Source organism: Vallitalea pronyensis (assembly GCF_018141445.1).
Lineage (GTDB): Bacteria > Bacillota > Clostridia > Lachnospirales > Vallitaleaceae > Vallitalea > Vallitalea pronyensis.
The window spans coordinates 3,475,811-3,502,157 of the sequence record NZ_CP058649.1; the positions used below are offsets into that span (position 1 = coordinate 3,475,811).

17 protein-coding genes and 1 tRNA gene are annotated in these 26,347 nt (G+C 36.1%); 6 read left to right on the forward strand and 12 right to left on the reverse strand.

Features of this window, described 5'->3' with window-relative positions; translation table 11 throughout:
• Positions 1–228: 228 nt before the first annotated feature.
• From HZI73_RS14705 to HZI73_RS14725, 5 genes are all read right to left on the reverse strand, one after another.
• Entirely contained in the window at positions 229–2,235 is a 2,007-nt protein-coding gene (locus tag HZI73_RS14705) for a hypothetical protein (protein ID WP_212694140.1), read from the reverse strand.
• On the reverse strand, positions 2,228–3,298 hold the full coding sequence (locus HZI73_RS14710) for a glycoside hydrolase family 88 protein (protein WP_246552544.1): 1,071 nt from the start codon (positions 3,296–3,298) through the stop codon (positions 2,228–2,230). The genes HZI73_RS14705 and HZI73_RS14710 overlap by 8 nt, the downstream gene beginning before the upstream one ends.
• Positions 3,282–5,708, reverse strand: coding sequence for a glycoside hydrolase family 2 protein (locus tag HZI73_RS14715; RefSeq protein WP_246552174.1), 2,427 nt, complete (start codon positions 5,706–5,708; stop codon positions 3,282–3,284). Before HZI73_RS14715 ends, HZI73_RS14710 begins: the two co-directional genes overlap by 17 nt.
• A 74-nt stretch (positions 5,709–5,782) precedes the next feature.
• Positions 5,783–7,177, reverse strand: coding sequence for an MFS transporter (locus tag HZI73_RS14720; protein WP_212694142.1), 1,395 nt, complete (start codon positions 7,175–7,177; stop codon positions 5,783–5,785).
• Positions 7,178–7,201: 24 nt separating this feature from the next.
• Complete coding sequence (locus tag HZI73_RS14725) at positions 7,202–7,822, reverse strand: TetR/AcrR family transcriptional regulator (protein WP_212694143.1); 621 nt, start codon at positions 7,820–7,822, stop codon at positions 7,202–7,204.
• A gap of 298 nt (positions 7,823–8,120) precedes the next feature.
• Here HZI73_RS14725 and HZI73_RS14730 point away from each other — a divergent pair.
• Positions 8,121–8,204, forward strand: a tRNA-Leu gene (locus tag HZI73_RS14730).
• Between the two features lie 250 nt (positions 8,205–8,454).
• Here the strand turns inward: HZI73_RS14730 and HZI73_RS14735 are convergent.
• The 4 genes from HZI73_RS14735 to HZI73_RS14750 form a co-directional block, all read right to left on the reverse strand.
• A complete protein-coding gene (locus HZI73_RS14735; RefSeq protein ID WP_212694144.1) occupies positions 8,455–9,348 on the reverse strand; it encodes a hypothetical protein in 894 nt (297 codons plus the stop codon).
• Positions 9,349–9,713: 365 nt separating this feature from the next.
• Entirely contained in the window at positions 9,714–11,180 is a 1,467-nt protein-coding gene (locus HZI73_RS14740; RefSeq protein ID WP_212694145.1) for a hypothetical protein, read from the reverse strand.
• 197 nt (positions 11,181–11,377) lie between these two features.
• Complete coding sequence (locus tag HZI73_RS14745) at positions 11,378–11,932, reverse strand: DUF4489 domain-containing protein (protein WP_212694146.1); 555 nt, start codon at positions 11,930–11,932, stop codon at positions 11,378–11,380.
• A 202-nt stretch (positions 11,933–12,134) separates the two neighbouring features.
• Positions 12,135–12,809 carry a galactosyltransferase-related protein gene (locus HZI73_RS14750; RefSeq protein ID WP_212694147.1) on the reverse strand — a complete coding sequence of 225 codons (675 nt, stop codon included), beginning with the start codon at positions 12,807–12,809 and terminating at the stop codon, positions 12,135–12,137.
• 124 nt (positions 12,810–12,933) lie between these two features.
• Between HZI73_RS14750 and HZI73_RS14755 the strand changes: the two genes are divergently transcribed.
• The 5 genes from HZI73_RS14755 to HZI73_RS14775 all read left to right on the forward strand — a co-directional run bounded on the left by HZI73_RS14755 (position 12,934) and on the right by HZI73_RS14775 (position 22,158).
• On the forward strand, positions 12,934–13,809 hold the full coding sequence (locus tag HZI73_RS14755; RefSeq protein WP_212694148.1) for a DUF6734 family protein: 876 nt from the start codon (positions 12,934–12,936) through the stop codon (positions 13,807–13,809).
• A gap of 132 nt (positions 13,810–13,941) precedes the next feature.
• Positions 13,942–16,188 carry an RCC1 domain-containing protein gene (locus tag HZI73_RS14760; protein ID WP_212694149.1) on the forward strand — a complete coding sequence of 749 codons (2,247 nt, stop codon included), beginning with the start codon at positions 13,942–13,944 and terminating at the stop codon, positions 16,186–16,188.
• A gap of 123 nt (positions 16,189–16,311) precedes the next feature.
• Positions 16,312–16,857 (forward strand): DUF4489 domain-containing protein, encoded by a 546-nt coding sequence (locus HZI73_RS14765; RefSeq protein ID WP_212694150.1) that lies wholly within the window; start codon positions 16,312–16,314, stop codon positions 16,855–16,857.
• A gap of 23 nt (positions 16,858–16,880) precedes the next feature.
• Positions 16,881–19,133 (forward strand): DUF7948 domain-containing protein, encoded by a 2,253-nt coding sequence (locus HZI73_RS14770; protein ID WP_212694151.1) that lies wholly within the window; start codon positions 16,881–16,883, stop codon positions 19,131–19,133.
• Positions 19,134–19,416: 283 nt separating this feature from the next.
• A complete protein-coding gene (locus HZI73_RS14775; protein ID WP_212694152.1) occupies positions 19,417–22,158 on the forward strand; it encodes a DUF6359 domain-containing protein in 2,742 nt (913 codons plus the stop codon).
• Positions 22,159–22,324: 166 nt separating this feature from the next.
• Here the strand turns inward: HZI73_RS14775 and HZI73_RS14780 are convergent, their stop codons facing one another.
• The 3 genes from HZI73_RS14780 to HZI73_RS14790 form a co-directional block, all read right to left on the reverse strand.
• Positions 22,325–22,990, reverse strand: coding sequence for a flavin reductase family protein (locus HZI73_RS14780; protein ID WP_212694153.1), 666 nt, complete (start codon positions 22,988–22,990; stop codon positions 22,325–22,327).
• Between the two features lie 95 nt (positions 22,991–23,085).
• Positions 23,086–24,573, reverse strand: coding sequence for a serine hydrolase domain-containing protein (locus HZI73_RS14785; protein ID WP_212694154.1), 1,488 nt, complete (start codon positions 24,571–24,573; stop codon positions 23,086–23,088).
• Positions 24,574–24,890: 317 nt separating this feature from the next.
• The gene (locus HZI73_RS14790) at positions 24,891–26,156 is read right to left on the reverse strand and encodes a family 16 glycosylhydrolase (RefSeq protein ID WP_212694155.1); all 1,266 of its coding nucleotides are present in this window, start codon (positions 26,154–26,156) and stop codon (positions 24,891–24,893) included.
• Between the last annotated feature and the right edge of the window lie 191 nt (positions 26,157–26,347).

Consider the following 26,347-nt stretch of genomic DNA (forward strand, 5'->3'; position numbering starts at 1 on the left):
GTAAAACATCTTTTAAAAATATAGACAATTATTGTGCATTGATGAGACAGCCCCGTATTAAGTTAAGCAATGAAATAGTTTTTACATCATAATTCTTCATTAATTATTATGATATCACAACGAATGATCATATGTAAATAGTCAAGGCTGCCCAATATGATAAGTTAAGTAAGGACTAAGTTATGCTGGATGAGAGCATTTACTTAGTCCATTGGGTTACTGCTTTAACTATTTTCTAATAACATGTTGTTTATCATTAAATTGAATGTTAATGACGTCTTGCATAAACGCCGTATGGCAAGACTTATTGTCATAACGCTTATAGTTTTTTATGGATATCCTTTGTCCATTGACAGATAATCCTCTATACCAACCCGTACTAATTGTACCAGCGTCATGTGAATCATAGGTTACATTTTCACCTCTAAAGGATAATTTTGCATTCGCTATTGTCTTAACAAAATTCTCAAAATCTCCATGGGTATCTTGTCGACCTAATTCCGTTACCCATATATTTCTTTTTCCATCTGCCATCAGCTCTTGATCTTTGTATGGACCTGATGTCTGCCACCTATAACCATTCCTTGAATAAATAGCCACGTAACCTTTATTACTTCGCCCAAACACCCATCCATTTTTTTCAACGACTTCATCAAATCTTTTTTTGGGAAAAAAAGCATGTGTAAAATCTAGAATCTTCTTCATGACAATGGGTGGTATGGAGGGTGTCTTGTACATGGTGATATTTACATTCTTATACTGTATTGATTTTGGAAGAAATCCATTACCATGCCAATAAGCATCCGGTGCTGTTTCTCCATATCCACCAGGATGGGTTGTGAACACAACGCAGCTTTTGTCTAAAGTGGCTTGCCATATGTGGTGCTGATCACCACCATAACTTGGTCGATATGCTTGGGATGTTGACATCATATAGTCAGGTGTCCGAAAGGTATAAACATTACTTTCTTCAAAAGAATTACGTGACATATCTTTCCTCATGACCCATGCCACCAGATTTGTCAGGCCAATATGCTTACCGAGTTGTATCAGCCTTTTGAATGATTTGAGCTCCAAGAAGAATTTATTGTCCCACCAATTATAGGCGTCCAACATAAGGGCTAAATGATTAAATGAGTAGGGATGGGAATACCCTCCAAAAGAAAGCAAAATCATGGCGTTTTCAAGGGTACATTTTTTTAACCCCCACTTCTTTCTATCTTTTAATCGAATACTAACACGTTGTTTGCTAAGCCATTCTGGTTCATCTATGTTTTGAGCAATTTTTGCTATGACTTCCGGCATTCGGTAGCTGCTAAGGGTAAATATAACGGCACTCATATTATCTTCATTGGCAAAGCAACCTAAACCAAACATCAACTTAGCCGTATCAATGGTCGATTCCTTTGTTGGATAAAGTTTTTCTTTCGTATATGTACGGCCGTGGGTACATGTGAACATGCCTTTATAGCTGTTAATAGCCATATCATAAAGCATTAAATCGATCATCTGTTTCACTTGGCGTTTCATTTCTATATCATCGGTAAAGTCATACAAATTAAGTAATGGCACAAAATCTTCATCATAATAAACATTGCTCAGCCACTCACTAAAACCCGTATAAAATCTAAACGCCAGCCATTTATAAATCCGTTTTTTTGCTTTTTCTTTTTTTTGCATCCCGGTCATGCCACTATTTGTAAAGATGTCTTCTGGAAACCAAGTCCCAGCAAGATACTCTGCCGAGCTAAAGATGATGTGATGATTCTCAGTCCAATAACACATGGAATCAACACCTGGCTCATCTGGCCAATATTTAAAGTTGAGTATGGTTGTTTTTATTGTTGCTAATAGCTTTTTACTCACCAGAGGTGACGTGCCTAATTGCTTGTACAAACGCATCATGCCTGAGATAATAAAATCAGCACAATCCCACCTGCCATTCACATAGTCAAGAGCTTTGAATAACGCTTCTTCATAAATGGGTGTTTGACCTTCTTGAATTCGGATTAACTCATAAAAGAATCCTTTAATGGTGTCAGCACCTGGATTGTTAAGTACATGTTCAATAAAGAGCTTTCGCCTACCTTCATAAGTTTCACATATCACCTCATCGGTATAAACATCTTCAACCCTTTCTGTTGGGAAACCTTTAGGAGGTGCCCCTAGGTTCTTTAGTTTAAAATCTTCTACCCCTGATGTTCTAAAAAATTCATTATCAAAGATTTCAGCCATGCTCTTCAACCCTTTCAAATGGTTCATAAAATATACCAGCCAAAATTAATGATGCAACACCGTAATTAATGTTTCGCCCCTTTTTTACATATTTATATCCAGGATAAGGACCGAATTTTAGGCGATATGGCATGAAAAACATGGGGATGGTCCACCCACTTATCTCTGTCATATAATAACGGTCTTTTTCAATCTGAACATTGTTAAGAATGGCATGGAGTGCATGTTTAGCAGGTTCAAAAAATTTTTCATCTAAGTACCCCTTATACACGCCATTCAGCCATCCAGCTGCTATTAATGCTGTTGCGCTTGACTCTCTGTAATTATCTCCAGGCTTGTTAAGAACTGTATCAAAATAATAATCTACCCGCTGTAACTCTAGTAAAGCCTCGGATACCTCATTAAGGATTCTCATGGTATCTGCATCCTCCAGGTAATTCAGAAATATGGAATAAGCTGCAACTACCCAGCCATTACCTCTTCCCCAAAATAGATGTCTTGGGTAAGGACGTTTTAGAATCTTCCAATAAGAATGATGAAATAGTTTAGATTCTTGGTCTTGCAGGTACCAGGCATACTGTTTTGGTTGTGTCAAAGCAAAGGCTTTTAGAGCATTATCCTTATAATCATGTGAGGCTATACCACTAAAAACACCACTCATCATAACAGAATCCACCCATATACTTTTGGGATAATCTTTTGAATCCCTAGAGTGTCCATTATGGTTAATTAAATCTTTCAATAACCGAGGTTCATATTTTAGATAGTGTATACCCTTCTGGGTCATGTCTGCATATCTTTTCTCCCCAGTTTTTTTATACAATTCATTGGTGATTAACACAGGTGCACACGTATCTGCTTGATCAATCACAATACCTTCTCGGTAATGGTAATCGGCATAAGTCTTGTAATACTCAAAATACCGCTCTTGACCTAAAGCATCATCTAACATGGAAAGGCTGTACATCAGTAATGCTTCACCCCAGCTCCATTTTGCATGCCTGGGATCATTCTCCAGCACATAAGTATCCGCTACCTTAACAATCTTATCTAATGTTCTCATCAATGTTCAAACTCCTTAGATCTTTGACTTGAATCCGCTTTTTTAAACGCCCAAACCGTGGACTAACCACTTCAATAAAACCATCACCATATGTCCCTGTTGTCTTAATCCAGAAACCCATTGAGCCACCAATAAGCGCTAAGATATCCGGACCAATCACTTTAATATGTCCGCTTGTAATGACTTGGAATGCATCATTGGCATATGTGATTGAATTATTGTACTCATCTCTTAGACTAACGACAACGCGTGTTACATCATAGGTGGCTTCCTCCGAAAGAACCGTTGAATCAAGTTCAACTTTCAACGTTGGTGCAAAGATATGCCCTTTGGTCACAGACTTAACCATTTGATTATTGATGATACCATCAATCCGATATACAGCCGCTTTTCCACCCCATCCACCATAGTATTTGGTATATAAGTTCTCCATATCTAAGGTTGTCATTTTATATTTTAACAGGATATAACCAAGCTTCAGCTTATCCATAATACGTAAGTTCCCTCTCGATTTATTGGCTTTCATAAGTAACTTTTTAACTAGCTTACCATCTGTAGAGCTAAATAAACCATCCTTCTCTAGGCATTCGCCTATAAAATCATCAATGCATATTGGGGGGGAAGGCAAATGACCATAACGATGCCGATTCGGATAAAAACGTTTAATGAATGCATCATTACGATAAAAATTAACCCAATCACAGTTAGTAAAAACATTAATTTCTGTTAAAAAGCCACTTTTATGCTCACCAATATTCATGGAGCTGCCCACATGTAGTATGGGTTCTTTCCTTTGTTGACTGGCATAAGCATAGGCAGCCATTTTAGGTATTCTAAACATATCCATAACACCGTGGTAACAGATTTTATCTCCACTGCCAAAATCTTTATGTGTGTTGTAGTCAAACATACACCAACCAATAGCGCCTGTAATGTGATCATCACCATATAGAGCATCTAGTACGCGCATATGTCGATGTGCGTGACTGACTCGATGGGCCTCATCATCATATTTCTTGGTTGGATACATATGCCCATTGTATTCTGTTATAAGATAGGGTTTCTTTTCTTTGAAAACCTTATTGGGCGCTTCAAGACCAGCGTTATTCCCCGTATGTGAAAAATCATTATAGGTATACACATCTTCAAGCAGTTCGCTGTTTTTAATACATCTTACACCACCAATAGCTCTTGAATCATCTAGCTCCCTTGCTTTTTCACTGGTTTTTTTGTAAAAGTCGTGATCATCATTGGATTCATTAATTCTTGTTCCCCACATAAAAACACTGGGTCTATTCCAGTCCCTTTTGATCATCTCTTCAATATTTTGTAAAGCTACTTCTTGCCACGCTTCATTCCCAATGTGTTGCCATCCAGGAATCTCCTCTAAGACCAAAAGACCTAGTTCATCACATCGGTCCAAGAAGTGGTTGGACTGAGGATAATGGGACAGACGTACGGTGTTTACTTTTAACGCATGCTTTAGTATATCTGCATCTTTATACTGAGCACTTTTTGGCATGGCATAACCTACATAAGGAAATGATTGTTGCCGATTAAGACCAACAATTTTATGTTTTTCATTATTAAGATAAAAGCCATCTCTTCTAAACTCAAACTGCCTAAATCCTATACGTACTTTGTTTTTATCAATCACCTGATTATCTTCAAGCACACAGATAACCACTTCATATAGATTGGGTGCATCAACTGACCATAATTGAATGTTACCTACTTCTTCAATCCAATTTATATTTTTCGTGTCCTGTAAGGATTCGCTTCTTGAACATGAAAACACCTGTTTATTTTCATTGTATAGGTGACATTCAAGAGTCACCTTTTTATCTTCTTGGCTAAGATTTAATAAATCAAAGGACATATTCAGTTTAGGTTTTGTAAGAACGTCTTCTGGTTTAATCAATAAATCTTTAATATGACAGACATTTTTGTAGATTAAGGCCACTTCACGGTAGATTCCACCGTAAGTTAAGAAGTCCATAACATGACCAAAAGGTGGGATGTCGTCTCTTTCCCTTGAGTCTACATAAACTGAGAGCATATTAAAAGCGTCTTCATGAATATATGGGGTTATGTCAAACTCAAAAGGTGTATATCCACCTTTATGCTCACCTATATAGTGTCCATTGACATAAATTTCAGCATATGTCATGACACCCTCAAACCTCATATAAACATGTTCATCCAATAGTGGTTCAACATAAAACTCTTTTTTATAAAAACTTTCAAACTGATAGCTTTCTTCACTAAAGTTATTCAAAGGCAATTCTATGTTTGTATGAGGTAAATGAACCACTTCAAACCCTACATCATCCATGTGAGCTTCTATGTAGGATGGCTTAAAATCTGCTATATAATACCAATTATAATTCAGGTCTATTTTTTTAATCATTATATCCACCTCACTTTATGGGTCTGTTTATCCATTATATGTTACTTTCACCATGTTCTATCCCCCTAAAACCACTATGCTACATCTTGTTTGTTTTGATAAGACATAATCTCTTTCTCATTATATTTTTTTAGTAAGAAATAAGCAGCTATCAATATCGTTCCTGCAAATAAGATGGCAACACGTATACCTAAGTCATTACCAACATCTTTACCTAACAATAATAATGATGTAAAAATAATAATGGCAATGCTGCCACCTATCTTTACAACAAATCCATTGGCAGCCATGTACATTCCCGCATGATCTTTACCAGTCATTTCTCTGTCATATTGGGCACAATCTGATGTGATGACATGTGGTAAAATACCAAACCCAGCATTTGCAAAAGGTAAAAGAATGATTATTAATGCAAACAAGAAGTATGGATGTATGTTGCCAACCCCAAGTAAACTGATAACAATATAAGATAATACGAGTAATATTAAACCAACCTTAAGAACAACTTTTCTACCTTTTGTTTTTGCAAGTCTATTAATAAGTGGATAACATAATAATGTGGCTACACCTATAATGGTTATGAGCAGCCCATTAATGGATGCATCTTGTAATGCCAGTACTGTGACATAGTAAATAAGTCCAGTTTCAAATATTTTTGATGACATGGTATAAGCTAGATTGGTTAATAAATAAAATTGAAAGTTTTTATTTTTAAGCACATGTTTCAAGGCTGGTAATACTTTTTCATTGGTACTTTTAATGGAAGTTATGACGTATTTTTGTTCATGAATCAAAAATGCTGGTATGATGGCTGCAACAAGTCCTAAGAGTGAAAAAATAACGATGGTGGTTCGAAAGCTTGTAAGAAGGGTCATGTGAAATGTATCGCCTAAAAATCCCCATAAAGCAGATGAGAATGATGCAATTAAAAAACCAACAAACCAAAAGGCACTATTAATTGTTCCAAGATCGGCTTTATCGTCTCCTGATTTTGCAAGGTCCACAAGTAGTGAATAGAAAGGAATCATATACATGGTATAAAATACTTTGCTTAATAAGAATATGATCGTTAGCCATATAACATTTAAAAAACTTATTTTCGGTACAGGAGCAAAGAAAACAAGGGTAAAGGTTAATACAAATGGAATGACAGCCATTCTCATGATAGGAATTCTCTTTCCCGACGCATGTTCAAATTTGTCACTAAACCGAGCAATGATGGGGTCTAATACGGCATCAAAAACACTGCCTAATGCAAGAATAATACCCAGCAGTGTCATACCAAGAAAAATGGACCCTTGAGGTATTAAATAAGGTATTAATGGCTGGCCATCAACTTCTGGTGCTGTAAAGAAGTACACTAAAAACATACTTTGTAAAACTGTAATAATACCTATTCCCAAATTTCCACAGGCATATAATAGTTTCACACTTAAAGGTAACTTGTTATTCGTCATTACTTGAGTCATTTTTATTCTCCTTTTTTAGTGTTTTTATTGTAACGCCTTTATATATAATTTCACTTGATTCTTAATAATGGTAATAGGTTTTATCCCCGTTTCCTTTTCAATGGTATTGCCTCTAATGGAAATACTTTGTCCAAAACTCCATAATATATTTGAAATTGTCGCCTCCATTAATGCAATACTCATGTCTAAATTGATTGAGCCGTCATCGATACCCTGCTTAAGAAGATTGTAGATATATGTATTTGCATTCATAACGATATTTTCATAGTCACGTCTATTTTGGGTCTCCACATCTAATAAAGAATTTGAAGCATCTCTAAAGTAAAAATCAAACTCCGTTAAAAACCTCATTTCTAAAATTTGTTCATGCATATCATCAATCATACGATATAAAAAAGATTCTAGCTTTTCTAAAGCATTTCCTTCTAATAAATCATATTCTCTTTTATTCTCAGCATTCCACTCTTCTAAAATTCCAGTGGCTATTTGATACGCTATATCTTCTTTTGTTTCAAATAACCGATAGATTGACCTTCGATTCAAGCCAATAACATGACCAATGTCACTCATTGATGTGTTCATTATCCCTTTACTTAAAAATAAACTTTTTGCTATTTCTAATATATTTTTTTTCTTTTCAGTCATTTCAACTCACCTTTTATAGTCATATTCACAACAAAACGCAAATCGCTCAGTGTGTGCGTTGTGCTAATTATACACCTTTATATAAAAAATGTCAATTTTAAATATGGATATTTAGAGATTAATCATTAATCCATTTTTCAGTACGGATAAAAAATTTGGGATGATTTTATGTTCTTTAAGTCGTCCCAAAAATGTTTATTTAGTTGTTGTAATTGTCTTTTACCTGTGCTATAATTGATAAAGTTCGAAGGGATAATGTGTCATTGAACGTGATGTATTACTCTCATGTATTGTATTAGCGGATGTGGCGGAATCGGCAGACGCAGTAGACTCAAAATCTACCGATGGTAACATCGTAAGGGTTCAAGTCCCTTCATCCGCACTATGTATTATAGATACTTGCAAAATAATTAATCGGTTTTGATTTATCAAAACTGATTTTTTTTGTATAATTTCTCCATTAAGTAAGTGTCCTTGACGATATGTAAACGCTTCTATTTCATATGCTATATTCATGTCTTTAAGATAAAAAAATAAGAAGAACATTGTCTTCTTATTTTTAATGTATTGTTTTAAGTATGTCAATAAGGCTAATCTTAATCCCTTATACCTCTTGTTATTTAACGCCTATTTTAGCAATCGCACTTTTCTTCTATAGCTTCTTCTTTTTTACTAAATACTGGACATGATTCATCTTTATAATTTACTGGGAATAAATCTGGGAAATCTTCTTCTTTACATCCTGTACTAATTTCAGGTGATTTGCAGAAACCTGTTGCTAATACACAAAGTTCTACAGGGAATTTTATTTTCTTTTCACATTTTATACAGAATATTAAGTCTCCAGTAAGTTTAACTTGGTCAGAAGTACATTCGCAAGTATTGATTAATTCTATTTCATCAACATCGAATTTACAGTTAGCAGCACAAACATCTCCAATAAGAACTGGGAAAACAGCATTGTTGTTTGGCACGCACATGTCTTCAAACTTAAATCGAATATTTTCGAAACAGCATTCTATGGTGTCTTCACCTTTAAAGCAAACTTTACAGGGGCATCCTTTATCGTCATAAATAATGCCTTTACCTTTAATGGATATTTTTACTTTACAATCAATGGATATTTTTTGTTTTACATCAACTTTAACACCTTTATTTTTTTCAAGGCACTTTTTAAAATCAAGGTCGAGACCTCTCAAATTAATTTGCTCCATGCCACCAGGACCTGTAACAACATTATCATAGTCACAAAGGTCAATTTCTTGGCCATTGATTTTTAACATTTCGATAATAGGTGAGAATTTAATTACGCGACACTTAACTTCTACTGAATCCTCAATAATTCCCATTATTTCCTTATCAATTTCTATAGGGCATGGACAACAATCAATTATTTGTTGAGTTTTAAAGATTCTTGAATCAAATACCTTTTCTACAAAAATACATTCTGTCGTAATATCTTTGCGACTAATTGGCTTTTTACATTTAACTTTTCCTGTACAGCAATCACACATGTTATGATCCATTTATATGTCTCCTTTTCATTATAATATTAAACTAGTTACTTTTAAGGTTACTTTACTTAAAAATCCAAGTTTATTTTTTCATATCATCTTTTAGTTTATAGCCATCATCATACATTTTTGTCATTAATTTTTTTACGTCCCAACTCCCATCTTTTAATAGTTTAAACCCCTATTTTTATTGTAATCATCATATAAGTTCCGTAAAAAATTCAGCTATATCAATCAATGCTAAATTAATGTCTACCCTAATTATAATATATAAAATTTTAGTACAACTTGTGCCAAAAATTAGAAAAAAAAACAAAAAACACCCACTGTGATGTGAGTGTTTTAGACACCTTATTAGGATAAAAAATAGCTCTATGTTAAAAGTTTCGAAAGAAACGGATGATGCGTTGTAGAATGGATTCTTTTTTGGATACTTGTTTGGGTACTTCTTCGGATTCTTTTTCTGGTTCTTCTTCAATAGGCGTATCATCCAGTACATCAAATAATGTATCTTTAGACGTATTGCCTACCATGTCTTCATCATTCAAATAGTCACTTTCATCTGTTATCTTATCTTTCTCATTAATAGGCATCGTTTCGTCAATTATCATATCATTATCTAGAACAGGCATAGGTTTATGGACTGTTTCATTTATATCTTTAATGGACTTACTATCATCCGTTGTTTTCTGTATATCTTTAATGGGTGTACTATCATCCGTTATGTTATCTTTTTCTTTAAGGGTGCTCTCACCTTTTACTTTATCTTTAACAGCACTGTCATCTGTTTGCTTATTAACCATGTTACTTAATTTTTCACGGATACCAACATCATTTAAACCTAAGAGGCATGTTCCTTCATCTGAGGAACTACATAGTGTCATAATGGGTTTCGTCATTCCCACATTGCCATGTAACGTATTTATAAACTTGGTTTGACATAGATCATGTACACCCTTCTCTTTAATCTCATCCCAATCTTTTCCCCAATTGTCAGACGTAAAATAATGCAATTCATGTCCATCCATAGAAGACATCCAAAGTTTATGATCGGCTTCAAATAATTGATATGCCACCGTTACATTATTACCTAGATCCTTTAAGTAATTAAATGTCATAGCATCTGAGATAGAACAAACATCATTAGGCAAATGACTGACGTAACAAACATGGGTATTATCATGATATATAAAGTGATAATTACCTTTCGAGTCAATCAAAAAATTTTTTATAAGGGTGTTACGCTTCGTAAGCTTCAATTCTGTAGATGTTGACCATTTAGCATGTTGGGTTTTATATGTTTTAAAATAGACTTTATCCAGTTTTTGAAATCTAGCTCTAAATACTAAAAGAATACCTCCATTTACGTCATGATCTACAAAATAAGGTTTGGCTTCTTTCGATAAGGGAATTTGTGCTAAGGAAGTGTATGTCCATTGGTTATCTAATGTATAAATGTGATAGAGTTTGTAATAGCGATTGTTTTTGTTATTTTTATACGTATAAAAAATATGGATGGTATCATGGTGTGTGAGGATGTTTATAAAATCTATCTCAAATTTTCCATTAGCCTCATAAAAAGTACTTTTGCTCCAGACATTACTTGAATACTTAAGATAGCAAAATTCACCATTATAGCAAGAATACACCACATGAAGATTATCTTGGGAATCTACTGTTATATCAAAATTTTTCACGTTATCCATTAATTCTACTTTTTTGTTATCCGTACCATCTTCTTGGATTATACGATAAAAAAGCTTCTTGTCAAAGATATAAAACCGCCATTTTTCCCCACTTCTATTATTTATAAAAATCTGAGAATAAGGGTTATCTAATTTCATAGGTTCCTCCTTCGGACTCAAAAAATCGTATTAAGAACCGGAATAATAAAGTTATTATATATATATTCATAAGCGAATACGATATGTTCCAAAACTTTAGGTAGAAACATCAATTTATTATTTATGTATTAATAACACCCTAATTTTTGCATATATATGTACTTTGAGAGTGCATCATAGGCACTCTCAAAAATTTATTAATCAGCTATAACACCTTGAGCAATTGCGTTAATAAAGCTGTCATCAATTCTTGCTACTTGTAAAGGTACAGAGTCAATACTAGCTACAAATACTTTAACCAAGTATGAACAGCAACCGGTTTTGCAAGCATTTACACAATCACAGAATGTAAAGGAAATTGGATCCGTTGTTCTTGCTAATAGTGTTGAGCCACCTGCTGTTATGTTAAAATCTCTAACAAAAGTATAGGTTTCAAGCTCTTGCTCGATTCCATCTTCACAGACTCTTGACAGGATAAATTCTAATTCTAAATCTAAAACAGTAGGACTACCTGGGGCTTGTGTTTCAACTTCAAACTCAATGGTAGTAGAAAAATCAACTTTTACAATTGGACTTATTAATCCTTCTAAATCAATACTAACTGATGTTAAATCAATGGTATCACCTTGTCGATCAATAACATCAAATTCTCTTCCTTTACTACCACAAGCTAAACGAACCTCTTTTTTAAGTTTTTTTGGACATGTTGACATACAATCTCTTTGTTTACATTTGATATAAGATGTTGACAATCTTTTCACCTCCTTATTAATGATGAGAAAAATACACTTACTAATTAGTCAATAACTTTGTGAGCCTATTCTGTATAGCGGCTAACTAATTAAGCTCAACTTTCTAGTATCGTAGTTATTTTTAATGTAGCATACTGTATTAATATATTATGTAAAAATAGGACAAAGTGTGCGAGTACTGTTAAGATAAAATGGTATCCTTTTAAATTCTCACATCCCAAGAAATATCTTGTATTGCATATCTGGAAGACATTATTTTGTTGACATTAATACCCTTAATATACACAGGGTAATTTATTTTTTCATAATACAAGTTCCATATGGGTCCATGGACAACCTTATGATCGCCATATTTATTATATAGCCTATCTGCAAAATCGATATTATCCTCACCCCACTCTGTAATATGTTCACTAAACCCATCAACAGCTTCAAAATGCTCTCTTGTAACCATAAACATATCGCCCATACGGCCAATATCTCTTTTATAAGCATTAAAATAAGCATTGTTTATCATGGCGCTTGGAGATAGGCTGTGAAAATACTGGGTTGATTGATGGTTCAAATAGATAAGGGTATCATATGGAATAATAAAAGAATATTGATTTAATAGATTAAGTCCTTTATTTATAGTGTCTAAATTAAAAACAATATTAGAATCAACAATAATAAACGTATCGCCAGTTGCTCTTTTGGCAGCATTGTTGATGACCATTGATTTACTATATTCACCTTCCTGATAGGACCCAATACAAATCTCAGCATTAGGCATGAGGGCTTCATATCGCTTCTTCACCGCTGCCCAGTTTATATCATGATGATCCTCTTTTTTGTAATTAACTAATATAGAAATATGGCTATTCTCTATCGTATACATTCTAATCCTCCACCTTTAAGATGCTTTATAATATATATATTTTATTCCTGGCAAAAAGTGTATAATCTCATGAATAAATCATATATAAGTAGAAAGGATTATATCATGTGAAGGAGTGCCAGTAATGAATGCTTTTCATGCCAATTGGACGAAACCCTTTTTTATTAGACGACCCAATGAGACCTATTTTATAGAGGATTTTGAATTGCTTGTTGCCCTATTATCCGCCCTAAAATGGAAGCAAAAGAATGGTTCAATTAAGATGTACACGGATCAATTAGGTGCTGATTACTATGAAAGGCTTGGGTTATGTGATATCTATGATTTGGGTATTGATACTTCATTGGAAAATGTGGTACCTAAGACATTGAAGCCGCATCTCTTTTGGGCGGCAGGTAAAGTATATGCTCTAGCAATGGAACCCTCCCCTATTACCATGCTGGATATGGATTTTATTGTATGGGATACCATACATGAGGAGACAAATGGACATGATTTATGTGTGACACATCGAGAAATATTAAATGGTCTTGTTTATCCTACATACGAAAAGTTTTCAAGTTTATATCATTATGATTATGACGAAAGCTGGGATTGGAAGATTAATCCATGTAATACAGCCTTAGTACACTTTCATCATCAGCAACTAAAAGATTATTATACAAATGCAGCTATAAGCTTTATGAATGCTGACATGCCTATACCTGAAGATCAAAAAAAACATGTGGTGTTGATGGTCTTTGCGGAACAAAGGCTCTTAGCCATGTGTGCCAAAAAAATGGGTATTGAAATTACTTCTTATATATCCAACAACATGGATCTTAACCGATACAAAAAATTCACACATATATGGGGTTACAAAAAAACCTTATTTGACTCTGACCAATTAAGAAAAGAATTCTGCGAAAGTTGTGTTGACATGATATTAGCTGAATTTCCTGAGTTATATGATACACTGTGCGGCATAGAATCCCTACAACAATATTTAACCAAAAAATAAATATATCACAAGACGAATATGTAACAAATTGAGCTTTTCACCAATATAATATAATAGTTAGATTATGGGACAAGAAAAAGAAGGATTATGTTACGTTATTAACTCCAATATAAATCTTGAGGTGAATGGTTCATGCATAAAAAGTGTAAAAAGTGTAATCCCTTTGCATGGGGATATAATAATTATGGTCAGTTAGGTTATCCAAGGTTCCAAAATACATTTGTTAATGTATGCAGTATTAATGATGTGATACAGGTTGATGGTGGTAATCAACACAGTTTAGCCCTGCGTTCAGATGGAAGGGTTTTTTCGTGGGGAGAAAATAATTTTGGGCAATTAGGCATTAATTCTAATCTGGATAAAAATGTGCCAGTTGAAGTTGTAAGGATTAATAATATTAGCAATATAAGCGCTGGAGAGTTTCATAGTTTAGCTGTAAATTCAGATGGGACTGTATATACGTGGGGAAGAAATAATAGAGGTCAGCTAGGAAATGGTACTTTTTCAAATAGTGATATCCCTGTAGAGATTATGGGATTACCGGATATTATTGCAGTAGCAGGTGGAGAAAACCATAGCTTGGCATTAGCCGCTAATGGTGATGTATATGCTTGGGGCGCTAATTTCTCAGGCCAATTAGGTTTGGGGTTTACTAGTGGGGATTTTAACACACCTCAGCAAACCCTTATGATGGATGCCATTGCTATAGCAGCTGGAGAGGATTATAGTCTAGCGTTAAGGTCGGATGGTACTGTATTTGCATGGGGCTTTGGTTTAAATGGTCGATTGGGAACCGGTACGATGTCATTCTCTAATCCAGTACCTACTCAAGTAGCTACAATCACTGATATTATAGCTATAGCAGCTGGTAGAGCCCATGGCTTGGCATTACAATCTGACGGTACCTTATGGTCATGGGGAAGAAACTTTAATGGCCAATTAGGCAATGGTGAACGAGGTACAGAGGAACCTACACCTGTACAGGTAATCAACATAAGCGATATTAACTTAATGCAGCTTGGCTCCATAGCAGCAGGTAGTGAGCACAGCATGGCATTATTGAACGATGGTACTGTGAGGACATGGGGAGATAATGATGTTGGGCAATTGGGAGATGGCACGGAGGTTAACAGTGATATACCCGTAGAAGTTGTTGGCTTAAAAGATGTTAAATTTGTTGGTGCCGGTTGTGAACATAACCTGGCCATAAACGATGATGGTACGGTATGGTCTTGGGGCGATAACGATAATGGACAGTTGGGAATAGGTCGGTTTGGATTGTTCAGCACCATACCTGTTAAAGTAAGAGGTATAGAAGGCGTTACCGATATTGCTTGTGGAGAATTTCATAACTTAGCCCTTAAATCCGATAAAAAAATTAGAGCCTGGGGCTCCAATCGATTTGGTGAATTAGGTAATGGTACAGTTGGAGGCGACAGTTTTGTCCCTGTCCTTGTGGATCGTCTTAATTGTGTAAAGGCTATAGCAGCTGGAGAAAGTCATAGTTTAGCACTTACAGAAGATGGGACAGTTTTTTCATGGGGAAATAACATGTTTGGTCAGTTAGGAGATGGCACTCTTACAAGTCGTACCATACCAGGTGAAGTCCTAGGTTTACCTAAAATTGCAGCAATTTCCGCAGGTGGTGGCTTTAGTTTAGCTCTTGATTTTAACCATCGTGTATGGGCTTGGGGCGATAACGAATTTGGTCAAATTGGTAATGGTACCACTGTTGATCAGACACTTCCTGAACGTGTAGAAAATCTAGAGGGCATTGTAGCAATAGACTGCGGCGATAATCATAGTCTAGCAATTGGTAAGTGCGGTATTGTCTTTGCATGGGGCGACAATCAATTTGGCCAATTGGGCATTGGCTCCTTTGATAATAACAGTAATGTCCCCGTTCAAGTTCTAAAACTTGTTAACGTTATAGAAATTTCTGGTGGTGGTTTACACAGCTTGGCACGAACCTGTGATGGAGAAGTTTACGCATGGGGATTAAATGATAATGGTCAACTTGGAAACGGAACCTTTATTGATAGCAATGTACCCATCCGGGCTTTCCTCTGTGACGAAGATGTTATCCAAATAGCAGCCGGTGGCAAACACAGCCTAGCATTATTAAGAAACCATACTGTTCTTGCATGGGGAGATAATGCAGATGGTCAGCTTGGAAATGGAACCATAGAAGACAGCAGCATTCCAACAAGAGTTGATTACCTATGCGATGTCACACAGATATGTGCAGGAGAACGCCATAGCTTAGCCATCAGTTGCAGTCCTTATTACTATAAAAGAGTCTGTTCATGCATGGTAAAAGTCGATCATAATGAATGTGACTGCAAATGTAAATGTAAGGAAAATTCATGTAAGCATTAATTGCACTTTATATAGCCTACTGGAGAATATCCAGTAGGTATTTTTATATGGACTTATGTATAATCAATAATGGACTTACATAATTGGTTATTAATTGACTATAAAAAAGGAGGGATAGAACTTATGACAGCTTCAACTAAACGGCATTACAGTTCCAACAAAAATGATGGTAATAGAAAAATACGTTGTGACAGGGGAAAAAACGTAGACAGTTCTAAATGTAAACCACTTTGCCCCCGTCCTAATAACGCATTAATAGAATGTGGCATGCCTAGTAGCAAAATAAGCTTTACAACGACAGGGCAAACATTTAATACATCCCTTGTAACGGTTGATACCTCATGTTTTATTAAACCTGTGGTTGATATTTATTTTTCAAGCCAAGTTAATGTCATATTACAGCCAGAGGATGGCGTTACTCCTCCAGGTACCGCAGAGGTAGTACTTAGGTATGACTTAATTTGCAGAGCTGATGGTAGCGGTGATAAAGTTATTGAGAGCTTCATATATAGAAGATTTTTAACTGCAAGTACCAGCTCCCAGCGTTTAGAAACGACGGATACATTTAGCTTTAACAGGTGTCTTTTCCCAAAACCTTGTCAAGGTTGCGTGGACTATTTTATTAGAATAACAGCAGTTACAATAAGTGTTAACAATATAATACAATAGCCAGTAATAAAGGAGTGAATTTAGTGCCTATTATTTATAAAGAAGCAGAACAAAAACAGGATTTTCATTCTTTTAAGAAATTATCTGCAACTGAAAAGGATAAGATCCTGAGTCGTTTAAACAAAATACCATTGGTTTTCATCACAAACGCTGGACAGATAGATTCCAGGGTTAAGTACTATGCTAAAAGAGAAAACTTTGGATTTTACTTCACTTCTGAGGAAGTCGTTTTAAGTTTTGTTAAGGGAACAGCTAATAGAAGTCATAACGAACACTTAAATAAAAGTGATATTAATAAGGATGAAGCAAAAAAAATTGGAGTGACCCTAGTCATGCAGTTTATCGATGCTAATCCAGATGTAGAAATAAAAAGTAAAGTGAGGTCTACTGGAAGAATCAATTATCTTAAGGGAAATGATCCTAACAAATGGTACACCGATTTAGCTACTTATGAGAAGGTGGTTTATAAAGAGCTGTGGACAGGTATAGATTTAATGTTTTATGGATTGAACGGTCAGTTGAAGTATGAATTTGTTTTGCATCCAGGAGCAAATTCACAGGATATCAGGCTAAGCTATAAGGGTGCAGATAGCATAACCCTAGACAAAGAAGGCAACCTATTAATCCAAAATGAGCTTGGCGTTCTTATGGATGAGTGTCCTGTAAGCTATCAGGAGATTGAAGGAAGAAAGGTGAAAATAGATAGTAGATTTGAGTTAAAGAATCATGAAGATATGACAAGTACTTATGGCTTTGACATGAAGACAGATTATAATCCAGACTACCCTATTATCATAGATCCAGGTCTTGTGTACTCCACCTATCTTGGAGGAAACAATTCAGATTTCAGTTTTGAGTTTGGTTTTGGAATAGCTATTGATAATACGGGAAGTGCCTACGTGACAGGAGAAACGAACTCCCTTGATTTTCCAACGACTCCTGGAGCTTTTCAACCGGTATATGGAGGAGGAACAGGCGACGCATTCGTGACAAAGTTAAATGTTGATGGCTCTGCTCTTATTTATTCCACCTATCTTGGGGGAAGTAGCCGAGATTTAGGAAATGGTATTGCAGTAGATGATACTGGCAGTGCCTACGTGGCAGGAACAACTAGTTCAGTTGATTTTCCCACGTCTGCTGGAGCTTTTCAACCCGTATTTGGAGGAGGAACCAGTGACGCATTTGTAACAAAGTTAAGTGATGATGGTTCTGCTGTTATCTATTCCACCTATCTTGGTGGTAATGATAGTGATATAGGAGATGACGTAGCAATAGATAGTACTGGCAGCGCCTATGTGACCGGAGGGACTCTATCGATTGACTTTCCAACCACAGCTGGAGCTTTTCAGACAGTGTTTGGAGGAAATTCAGATGCATTTGTAACAAAATTTAATGTTGATGGTACAGCTCCTGTTTACTCTACCTATCTTGGAGGAAATTCTGATGATGGCGGCAATGCAATAGCCATTGATAATATGGGTAGTGCTTATGTGACAGGAGCGACAAAATCTGGAAACTTCCCAGTAACTCCTGGAGCTTTTCAGCCAACATTCAGTGGAGGTGATTTTGATGGGTTTGTAACAAAATTAGATATTGATGGTTCTGCTCTTATGTATTCCACTTATCTTGGGGGAAGCGATCGTGATATTGGTTTTGCAATAGCTGTAGACAGTACTGGAAGTGCCTACGTGACCGGGCAAACCAGATCATTAGATTTCCCAATAATTGCTGGAGCTTTTCAACCCATTTATAGCGGAGGAGACTTTGATGTCTTTGTGACCAAACTAAATACTACTGGCACTGGACTTATATATTCTACCTATCTTGGGGGAAGTGGCTCGGACCAAGGCTTTGGAATAGCTGTAGATACTAACGGCAGTGCTTATGTGACAGGAGAAACGAACTCCGTCGACTTTCCAACGACGGCAGCAGCTTTTCAACCAGAAATTGCAGGCAATTTTGACGCATTTGTAACGAAGTTAAATGTTGATGGCTCTGGTCTTATGTATTCTACCTATCTTGGCGGAAGTAACCGTGATGAAGGATGGGCAATAGCCGTTAATAATATTGATACGGCTTATATTATAGGAAGGACTTTATCCGTAGACTTTCCAACGACTCCAGGAGCTTTTCAACCAACTTTTGCTGGGGGTTTTTCTGACGCATATATTTCAAAGATTAATACGAATCCTCCTATAACCCCTATATCACCAGAGATAAGTATTACCAATCAACATATCACTGCCATTGTTTATGAAGCAGGTTCTAATGAATAAAATCGTCTAATAGGTAATTCTATCAAACCTAGTATTAATAAATCAAACAACAGACTATAGCAGAGGTTAAAAGAATATGAGTACTTGTATGGTGAATGCCTGATGCATCTATCATACAGGTATTTATATTTTTATTCGGTGTTATCACTACATTTACTTCTTCTGTCTGAATTTTGATATATTTACTATTTATTAACATAATTTTCTTTTGTTTTTTACCAAAATTAGGTAAAATGGAATTAGGATATATCTTATCCTAATTCTATTATGGGAGGTCGTCACGATGAAACATATGTTTTTATTAAAGAAGTTCAAATGCCTATTATTGACTATCGTACTCTTACTCACAGTAAATTCTTACCTAAACCCAACTGAAATGACAGATTCTTTTACATCTCATGCCTCTACCCCTTATACTTGGAATAATGTTATCCCTGAAAAAACACCCTTGCCAGCAAATGACAATGGCAAACTGGTACTATTTGATACATCTCACGGTGGTACGGAAGGTAGTGCGGATTGGGTCATTGATGGTGCTTTTTCAAGCTTTGCAGATGCCCTTGTGGCAGAAGGTTATACAGTTAGAGAGTACCGAGGTATTGACAAAAATAATGATGGCGCTATTCGCTTTTACGATGACCGTCAACCATCTCTTGTAGCTCTCAACGAATGTGTTATTACATATGCAGGTATATCACAAGCTGACGTTTTCGTTATGGCAGAACCTAATCGTCCATTAAAAACATCCGAATATGATGCCCTTATGCAATTTGTAAACGCTGGTAAAGGCATTTACTTCATAGCAGATCATTACAATGCCGATAGAAATTTAAATACTTGGGATGCCACGGAAGTGTTTAATGGTTACAATCGTTCCACCGATGCCACTTATAATTTAGGTGGCGAATACGGCGATATGCGTAATCCCCAAGATGCAAATTTAGGTTGGTTATCTGAGAATTTTGGTATACGATTTCGATTCAATGCCATTGACTGTAAATCAGGTGTCTCTGATGTAAGACCAGCCTCTCAAACAGAAGGTATTACCCAAGGTGTAGACCCTATCCTAATGGCAGGCGGCGCTACCCTATCCATCGTTGATGGCAGTAAAGCAAAAGGTCTTGTTTACTTAAGTTCATCCGATAATGCAACAAAATGGTCTTATGCTGCCGATACAGGCTTGTATTTTGGTGGTGAGGCAGAAGGCCCATATGTTGCAATCTCCAAACCTAGTACTGGAAAAGCAGCTTTTATCGGTGATTCTTCACCTGTTGAAGATGATACCCCTAAGTATCTTCGCCAAACAGATGGCACAACTAAGAAAACTTGGCCAGGTTGGCATGATACAGGACATGCAGCAACTCTTAGTGTTAATATCGTTAACTGGTTAGCTACTCCTGAAAGTTATGTAGGTTTTGATGGCGTAACCCATACAGCTGGTACCGTTACACCCAATCCAATGATTGATATTGAAAAAGCTGAACAGCAACCAGAACCTTGGTCTAATCCATCTGGAGGATATGATCCATGGAATACCGATACATTTGCAGCAGGGTCTTTTGGCGCACCACTTCCATCAGATGGTACCCCTCCTAATACAGCAACCTTTGCACTCTACCCTTCTTATGTCTATGAAAACGAACCTTTTGCTGTGGCTATTACTGGTAATGCAACAGCACCTGCATTTGGCGCTTATTTAGATGGTGGAAGCCAACAAGGCCAACTGCTCCTTGGCGGTTCTTGGACGTCATCGGGCTACAATAATGTTCCAACACCATTACCCACAGCTGTAACAGCCCGTATTGTATCAGTTGCTTCACCACCTGTTAAGATTCGATTAAAAGCAAGTGGTAACACGGCAGATACTAAGACAGTTACAGGTCTAACCACAGGCTATGGCTACCTGCAAGGTGCCGTAACAGGAACAGCGGGACATATTGTTGCTGCCTTAAAAGATAATGTTATTCTCGGTACAGCCCAGATTGATGCATCCGGTCAAGCCTCTATTGCAGTCAAAGAAGATACAGGCATTACATTGGCTGTATATGGAATAGACGGTACATTTATCAATCATCTTAACGGTAATTATAGTGTCACTAATGGTAACACAACACCTATTGTGGACAATGGTTCCAGTGCGTTATCCGTTGCAGCGGCTTTAGCTGAGCCTAATGGTACAGAAGTGACCTTAACGGGATATATTACATCTGACCTGAATGGTATCTATGCGATTAAAGTTGCAGATACAAATGACGCGTCTGCCCAAAGCATAGCCGTAAAGCTTGAAGCAAGTATGAGGGACGAATTTAGTCCTCTTAATAACCCAAGTGCACTTGGCCGTAAAATCGTCGTAACGGGTACACGTAATGATTATATGCTTCTACCAGGTCTTAGGAATGTAACCTCCATTGAATTTGTAGGTTCTAGTAATAACCCAGATCCCCTATCCGTTGCAGCCTCCTTAAATAAAGCTAATGGAACAACTGTTACCTTAACAGGCTATATTGTTGCCGACCTGAATGGTATCTATGCTGTTAAAGTTGCTGATACCAATGATTCACAGGCAGACTTTATTGCCGTAAAATTAGAAGCAAATATGCGGGATGAATTTAGTCCTCTCAATAATCCAAATGCTCTCGGTAAAAAGATTATTGTTACTGGCACACGTAATGACTATATGCTCTTACCCGGTCTTCGGGAGGTATCCTCTATTGCATTTGCAGAGGATAACCCCTCTGCCCTAACTGTTGCTCAAGCAAAAGCTGAACCTAATGGAACAGTGGTTACTTTGACAGGTTATATTGTTGCAGATCTGAATGGTATCTACGCTGTTAAAGTTGCTGATACAAACAATGGGCAAGCAGATTTCATAGCTGTGAAGCTAGAATCCAACATGAGAGATCAATTCAGTCCGCTGAATAACCCAAGTGCATTGGGACGTAAAATACGTGTAACAGGTAAGCGAAATGATTACATGCTATTGCCTGGTTTGAAATATGTTTCTTCAATAGAATTTGTCAATTAAGGATAAAAAATAAAACCTCCATATTGGAGGTGATGAAATAGGGAAGTTTTTTCCTTTGGCAGTGGATACGTATCTGCTGCCTTTTTCGTGCTATTTACGCATAAATTTTTCACCGTATGCTTTTTAATCTCATATATGTATCGTTGACTAAGAAAATTGGGGTTGTTTACTTTGTATTCCATGGAAGGGGTTCTCTTGGCTCAAATGTTCCAGTACTAATGGATGTTATTTCTCCCGTTTCAGGGTTAGTAGGCTGATCAACCTGAAATAAATAACCGGTCTTTCCATATCTACTGAGCTTATCCTGATTATAATGATCACTTTCCATACAGATATTGACCGCTTTCAAGGCAATCGTCATATCGTCGCTCCCCTGGAAAAGCTCATGCTCCCATAATAACTCACACTCAATATTTAAGTGACACTCTTTGATACGTGGTGCATCAACTTTTGTAGCTTTTTCCATTGTTAGACCGACAGCTGTAATCTCATCCGTTTCAAATTCATTATTTCCAATGGTTTTTATACAGCGGTCATATATATCATATGAGGGGAAATTGATTACGCATACACCGGTTTCTTTTAGTGAACGATACATATGTCCATGCTTTCCAACTCTACCTAAAATACAGATAAAGTCATTGGTTCCGCCACCGACAAAAGTTGACCAAGATTGCAAACAAGCGTTTTCTTTTCCATTTGATTTCCATCCCGTAACAAGAAATACCAACGCTGGCATTGCTGTCACAAAATCATACCATGAAAAACCACCACAGTATTTCAAAAATTGTTCATCTATTACCTCAGGTCTTGTAGAAAATTCTTTTTTCATATGAATAACCCTCCTTTTGATTAAGTATATCACATGCAACAGGACAACTATATGTCATGTTTATAAGTCAATTTTTAATACTCCTACTTGATTTTTTATTTCTTAAACGATTGAGGTGTTCTCCTAAAACTTCTCTGCAATATGCCTACCAAGACTCTTATACAGAACCCATAAAATAATATATTTTCAAGATGAGGGTCTGCAAAGCGAAGTAAGAAAGATATGTAATATTTAAAGAGATAAGTGAAATACACGAACAAAATACTGATTAAACACTTCAAGATAAAGGTGTATTTGTTTTTTAGCAAAGTCATTTTTCGTTTACCACCTTTGATGTCTTGTATCAATGCATACAATAATAAAACTGACCATAGTACAAGAAAACATGAAATTGAATACGTACTGGCTGAAAGGATATGCTTTAGTTTATAACGAAAGCTATTGACGTTTAATGTGGTATGATACCATGCGTTTAATACTTCATTAATGACATAATCCCCATTATTACCATTGGTCAATATTGCAATGCCTGTCTTTTCATATGGATTAATGGTAAAGTTAGCTCGCCATCCTCTATTAGAACCACTATGGGTTATTAACTGAGTACCCTCTTCTGGTTCATCCATATAATGCCCCAAGGTGACTTGACCCTGACCTAACAGGCTGGATATTTTCATTACTGGCGTATAAATAAGTTTCATGGTTTCCTGTTCTAATAAGTCATGACTTCCATGATAGCTATTTATTTCTGATAGGATAAACTGACTTATATCATCTATTGTTGTATATAATCCTGCTGCTGCTTCTTCCACATACAAATAATTAGGTATCTGATTTAACTGTTCATCATAGGCTTTTGCAATATGCAAATCTAAGTCATCTTTCCACTTAAAACTACTAGCCATCATATGTGCAGGTTTGAATATTTGTGTTGCCATATAGGTGTTAAAATCAATACCTGTCACTTCTTCAATTAACAATTGCAATAACATATATCCTCCACCAGAGTAGTTATATTTTGTACCTGGTTTGCCAATAAGCTTTACGGGTTTCGCTTTACCTTTGATACCGTCAAGTGATGCTTCTATGCTAGGCAAATCTTTGTGTGGAGAGTACCCCTGATATCCTCCTCCATTGGATAAACCACTGGTATGGCTTAACAATCTTCTAATGGTCACTTGTTTTTTATCATAGGATGACTCAGGTATCTTCCACCTGGTCACATATTGATCAATCGGTGCATCCAACTCAATTTTGCCTTGCTCGACCAATTTCATTATTCCAAGGGCTGTAAGGGGTTTTGAAATTGAAGCAACCTGAAATACAGTATCTCTATCCATCTTACTTTTATTACTTACATCCTTATATCCAAATGTTCCAACCCATTTTATGTGTGCGTTTTCAATGATGGAGATGGAAGCCCCTGGAATTTTATATTTCGTAAGTAAATCAGGTATTTCACTTTCCAGGCATGTCACAAATGTTTCCATATGACTACATTTTTCCAAATGGCTATAATTAAAGAAGAAAGGTGTGATGCATACAGCTAATGATAACAATACCATAGAAATCTTTCTTTTCATTTGTTCCTCCTGTTGTTTTGCAGCCTGCAATGATGATGTTTTTTAATCGATTTAATAAAATTATATACACTTTACCAGCATTTGACAATATAAGTACCTTACATATTGACCATTAAACCTAACATTTATGTAACATTAAGAGATAACCTCTTAAACATTTCATGCTGTTACTATAAAATCTATTTCTTTAACAGAATCGATACATTCGGTGTATAAATAAAACTCCCATCTTGGGAGTTTTATTTATTGTGCTATATGCAAAAATCTAAATCAATTCGATAGCCTTTTCATCCGTATACCAACCACCTTAATCACAGTTATTTTGTCCATGCTCGAATATAATCTACATAAAGTGTCGTGCTAAAGCCTTTATCGGGCATTCCGTGCCATGAAAAAATTTCACTGTCTATTAATACATTCTGAGGCTGAGAAAAATCGGTTGCCCAAGCCACACTGGACATCCAAATTGTACGTTTTGGTACACCGTCAAAATAATATACGATTTTATTGGCATCCCATTCCACACCATATGTATGATACCCATTTGCCAAATCCACACCTGTATCAATGGTTTGCGGCAAGTGTAAATCGTGTTTAAAGGCATGTAGATTCGTCGGCATATGATACCTGCTATCTGCATCAAATATGGACCGGCCGACAGCTTCAACCACATCAATTTCTTCTTGGGTACTAGGGTTCCTTAACCAGAACGAGCTTGTTGTACAGCTTGCTGAAACTTTCATTTTTACTTCATAGTAGCCACGAGATGTTAAGTTTCTTGAACGCAGTGTTCCAGCTGTGTAGTAGTAGTCGCCTTTCATTTCCTGCCCATCAATCCATTTTTTAACCACTGCTACTTCATCGATATACACTGTACCGGCTGCATGCATATTGGAAAATCCGATATGAGCCGATGTATTGCTTGAACCTGTTTTAAATGCTATGGTAGCCAGTTTAAAATTAGCGCTATCGATACCGGCATATTTATCAGGTCCACCATAGTTCTTCACGGAACAAGATATTTTAGCACCATTAATATTTCTCCCATACAAGATCAATTTGTAATCTGTATTTGGAGAAAGTCCTGAAATGTATTGACTAGCCCCAGATGAAGCACTCAATTGAATACCATATTTTCCTCGATAAATAGGTTCTTGTGGTTTTTGCTGTTTGCTTGTGCTGCCAACAGCTATTTTAGCAGTTCCCCAAGTTGACCAAGAGGTTAGGTTGTTTTGTTCAAAGCTTCCGTTGTTTACCATATTATGATTAATGGTGTCAATCATTAAAAGACCATTAGAGACACGTACATTGTTTTCATGAAACATGGCAGGGTTTCTACCAGCCCAGTTCGTATTTAAATAATTCCACTTAGCTGTACGATGGCTGTCGTATTTACCACCGCTGAACTCATCTGTAAATGTCCAATTGACTTTCCAATTTCCAGTATTATTGGGATCTGATGCTGGATTAGCAGCAAACACAGGGGCTGAGCTGAAAATAAAAATAAGTACAGATAGTACAACAAAAGTTACTTTTCCACCTGCTAACACTTTTTTAAAACTCCTTGCAAACCTTTTCTCCATAACATGTTCATCCTTTCTTTTTTACATATTCTTACCAATAGTTAATACTACCCAATGTATTGTGTGCAATCACCTCCCTATGTTTTATGTTGAGATTTTATGTTAGCTTTTTAGTTCAATGACTTTAGTAATTTCCTCTATCATCATGTAATTAACAATCATTCATTTAATGTTCTTTACAATAGCTTTAA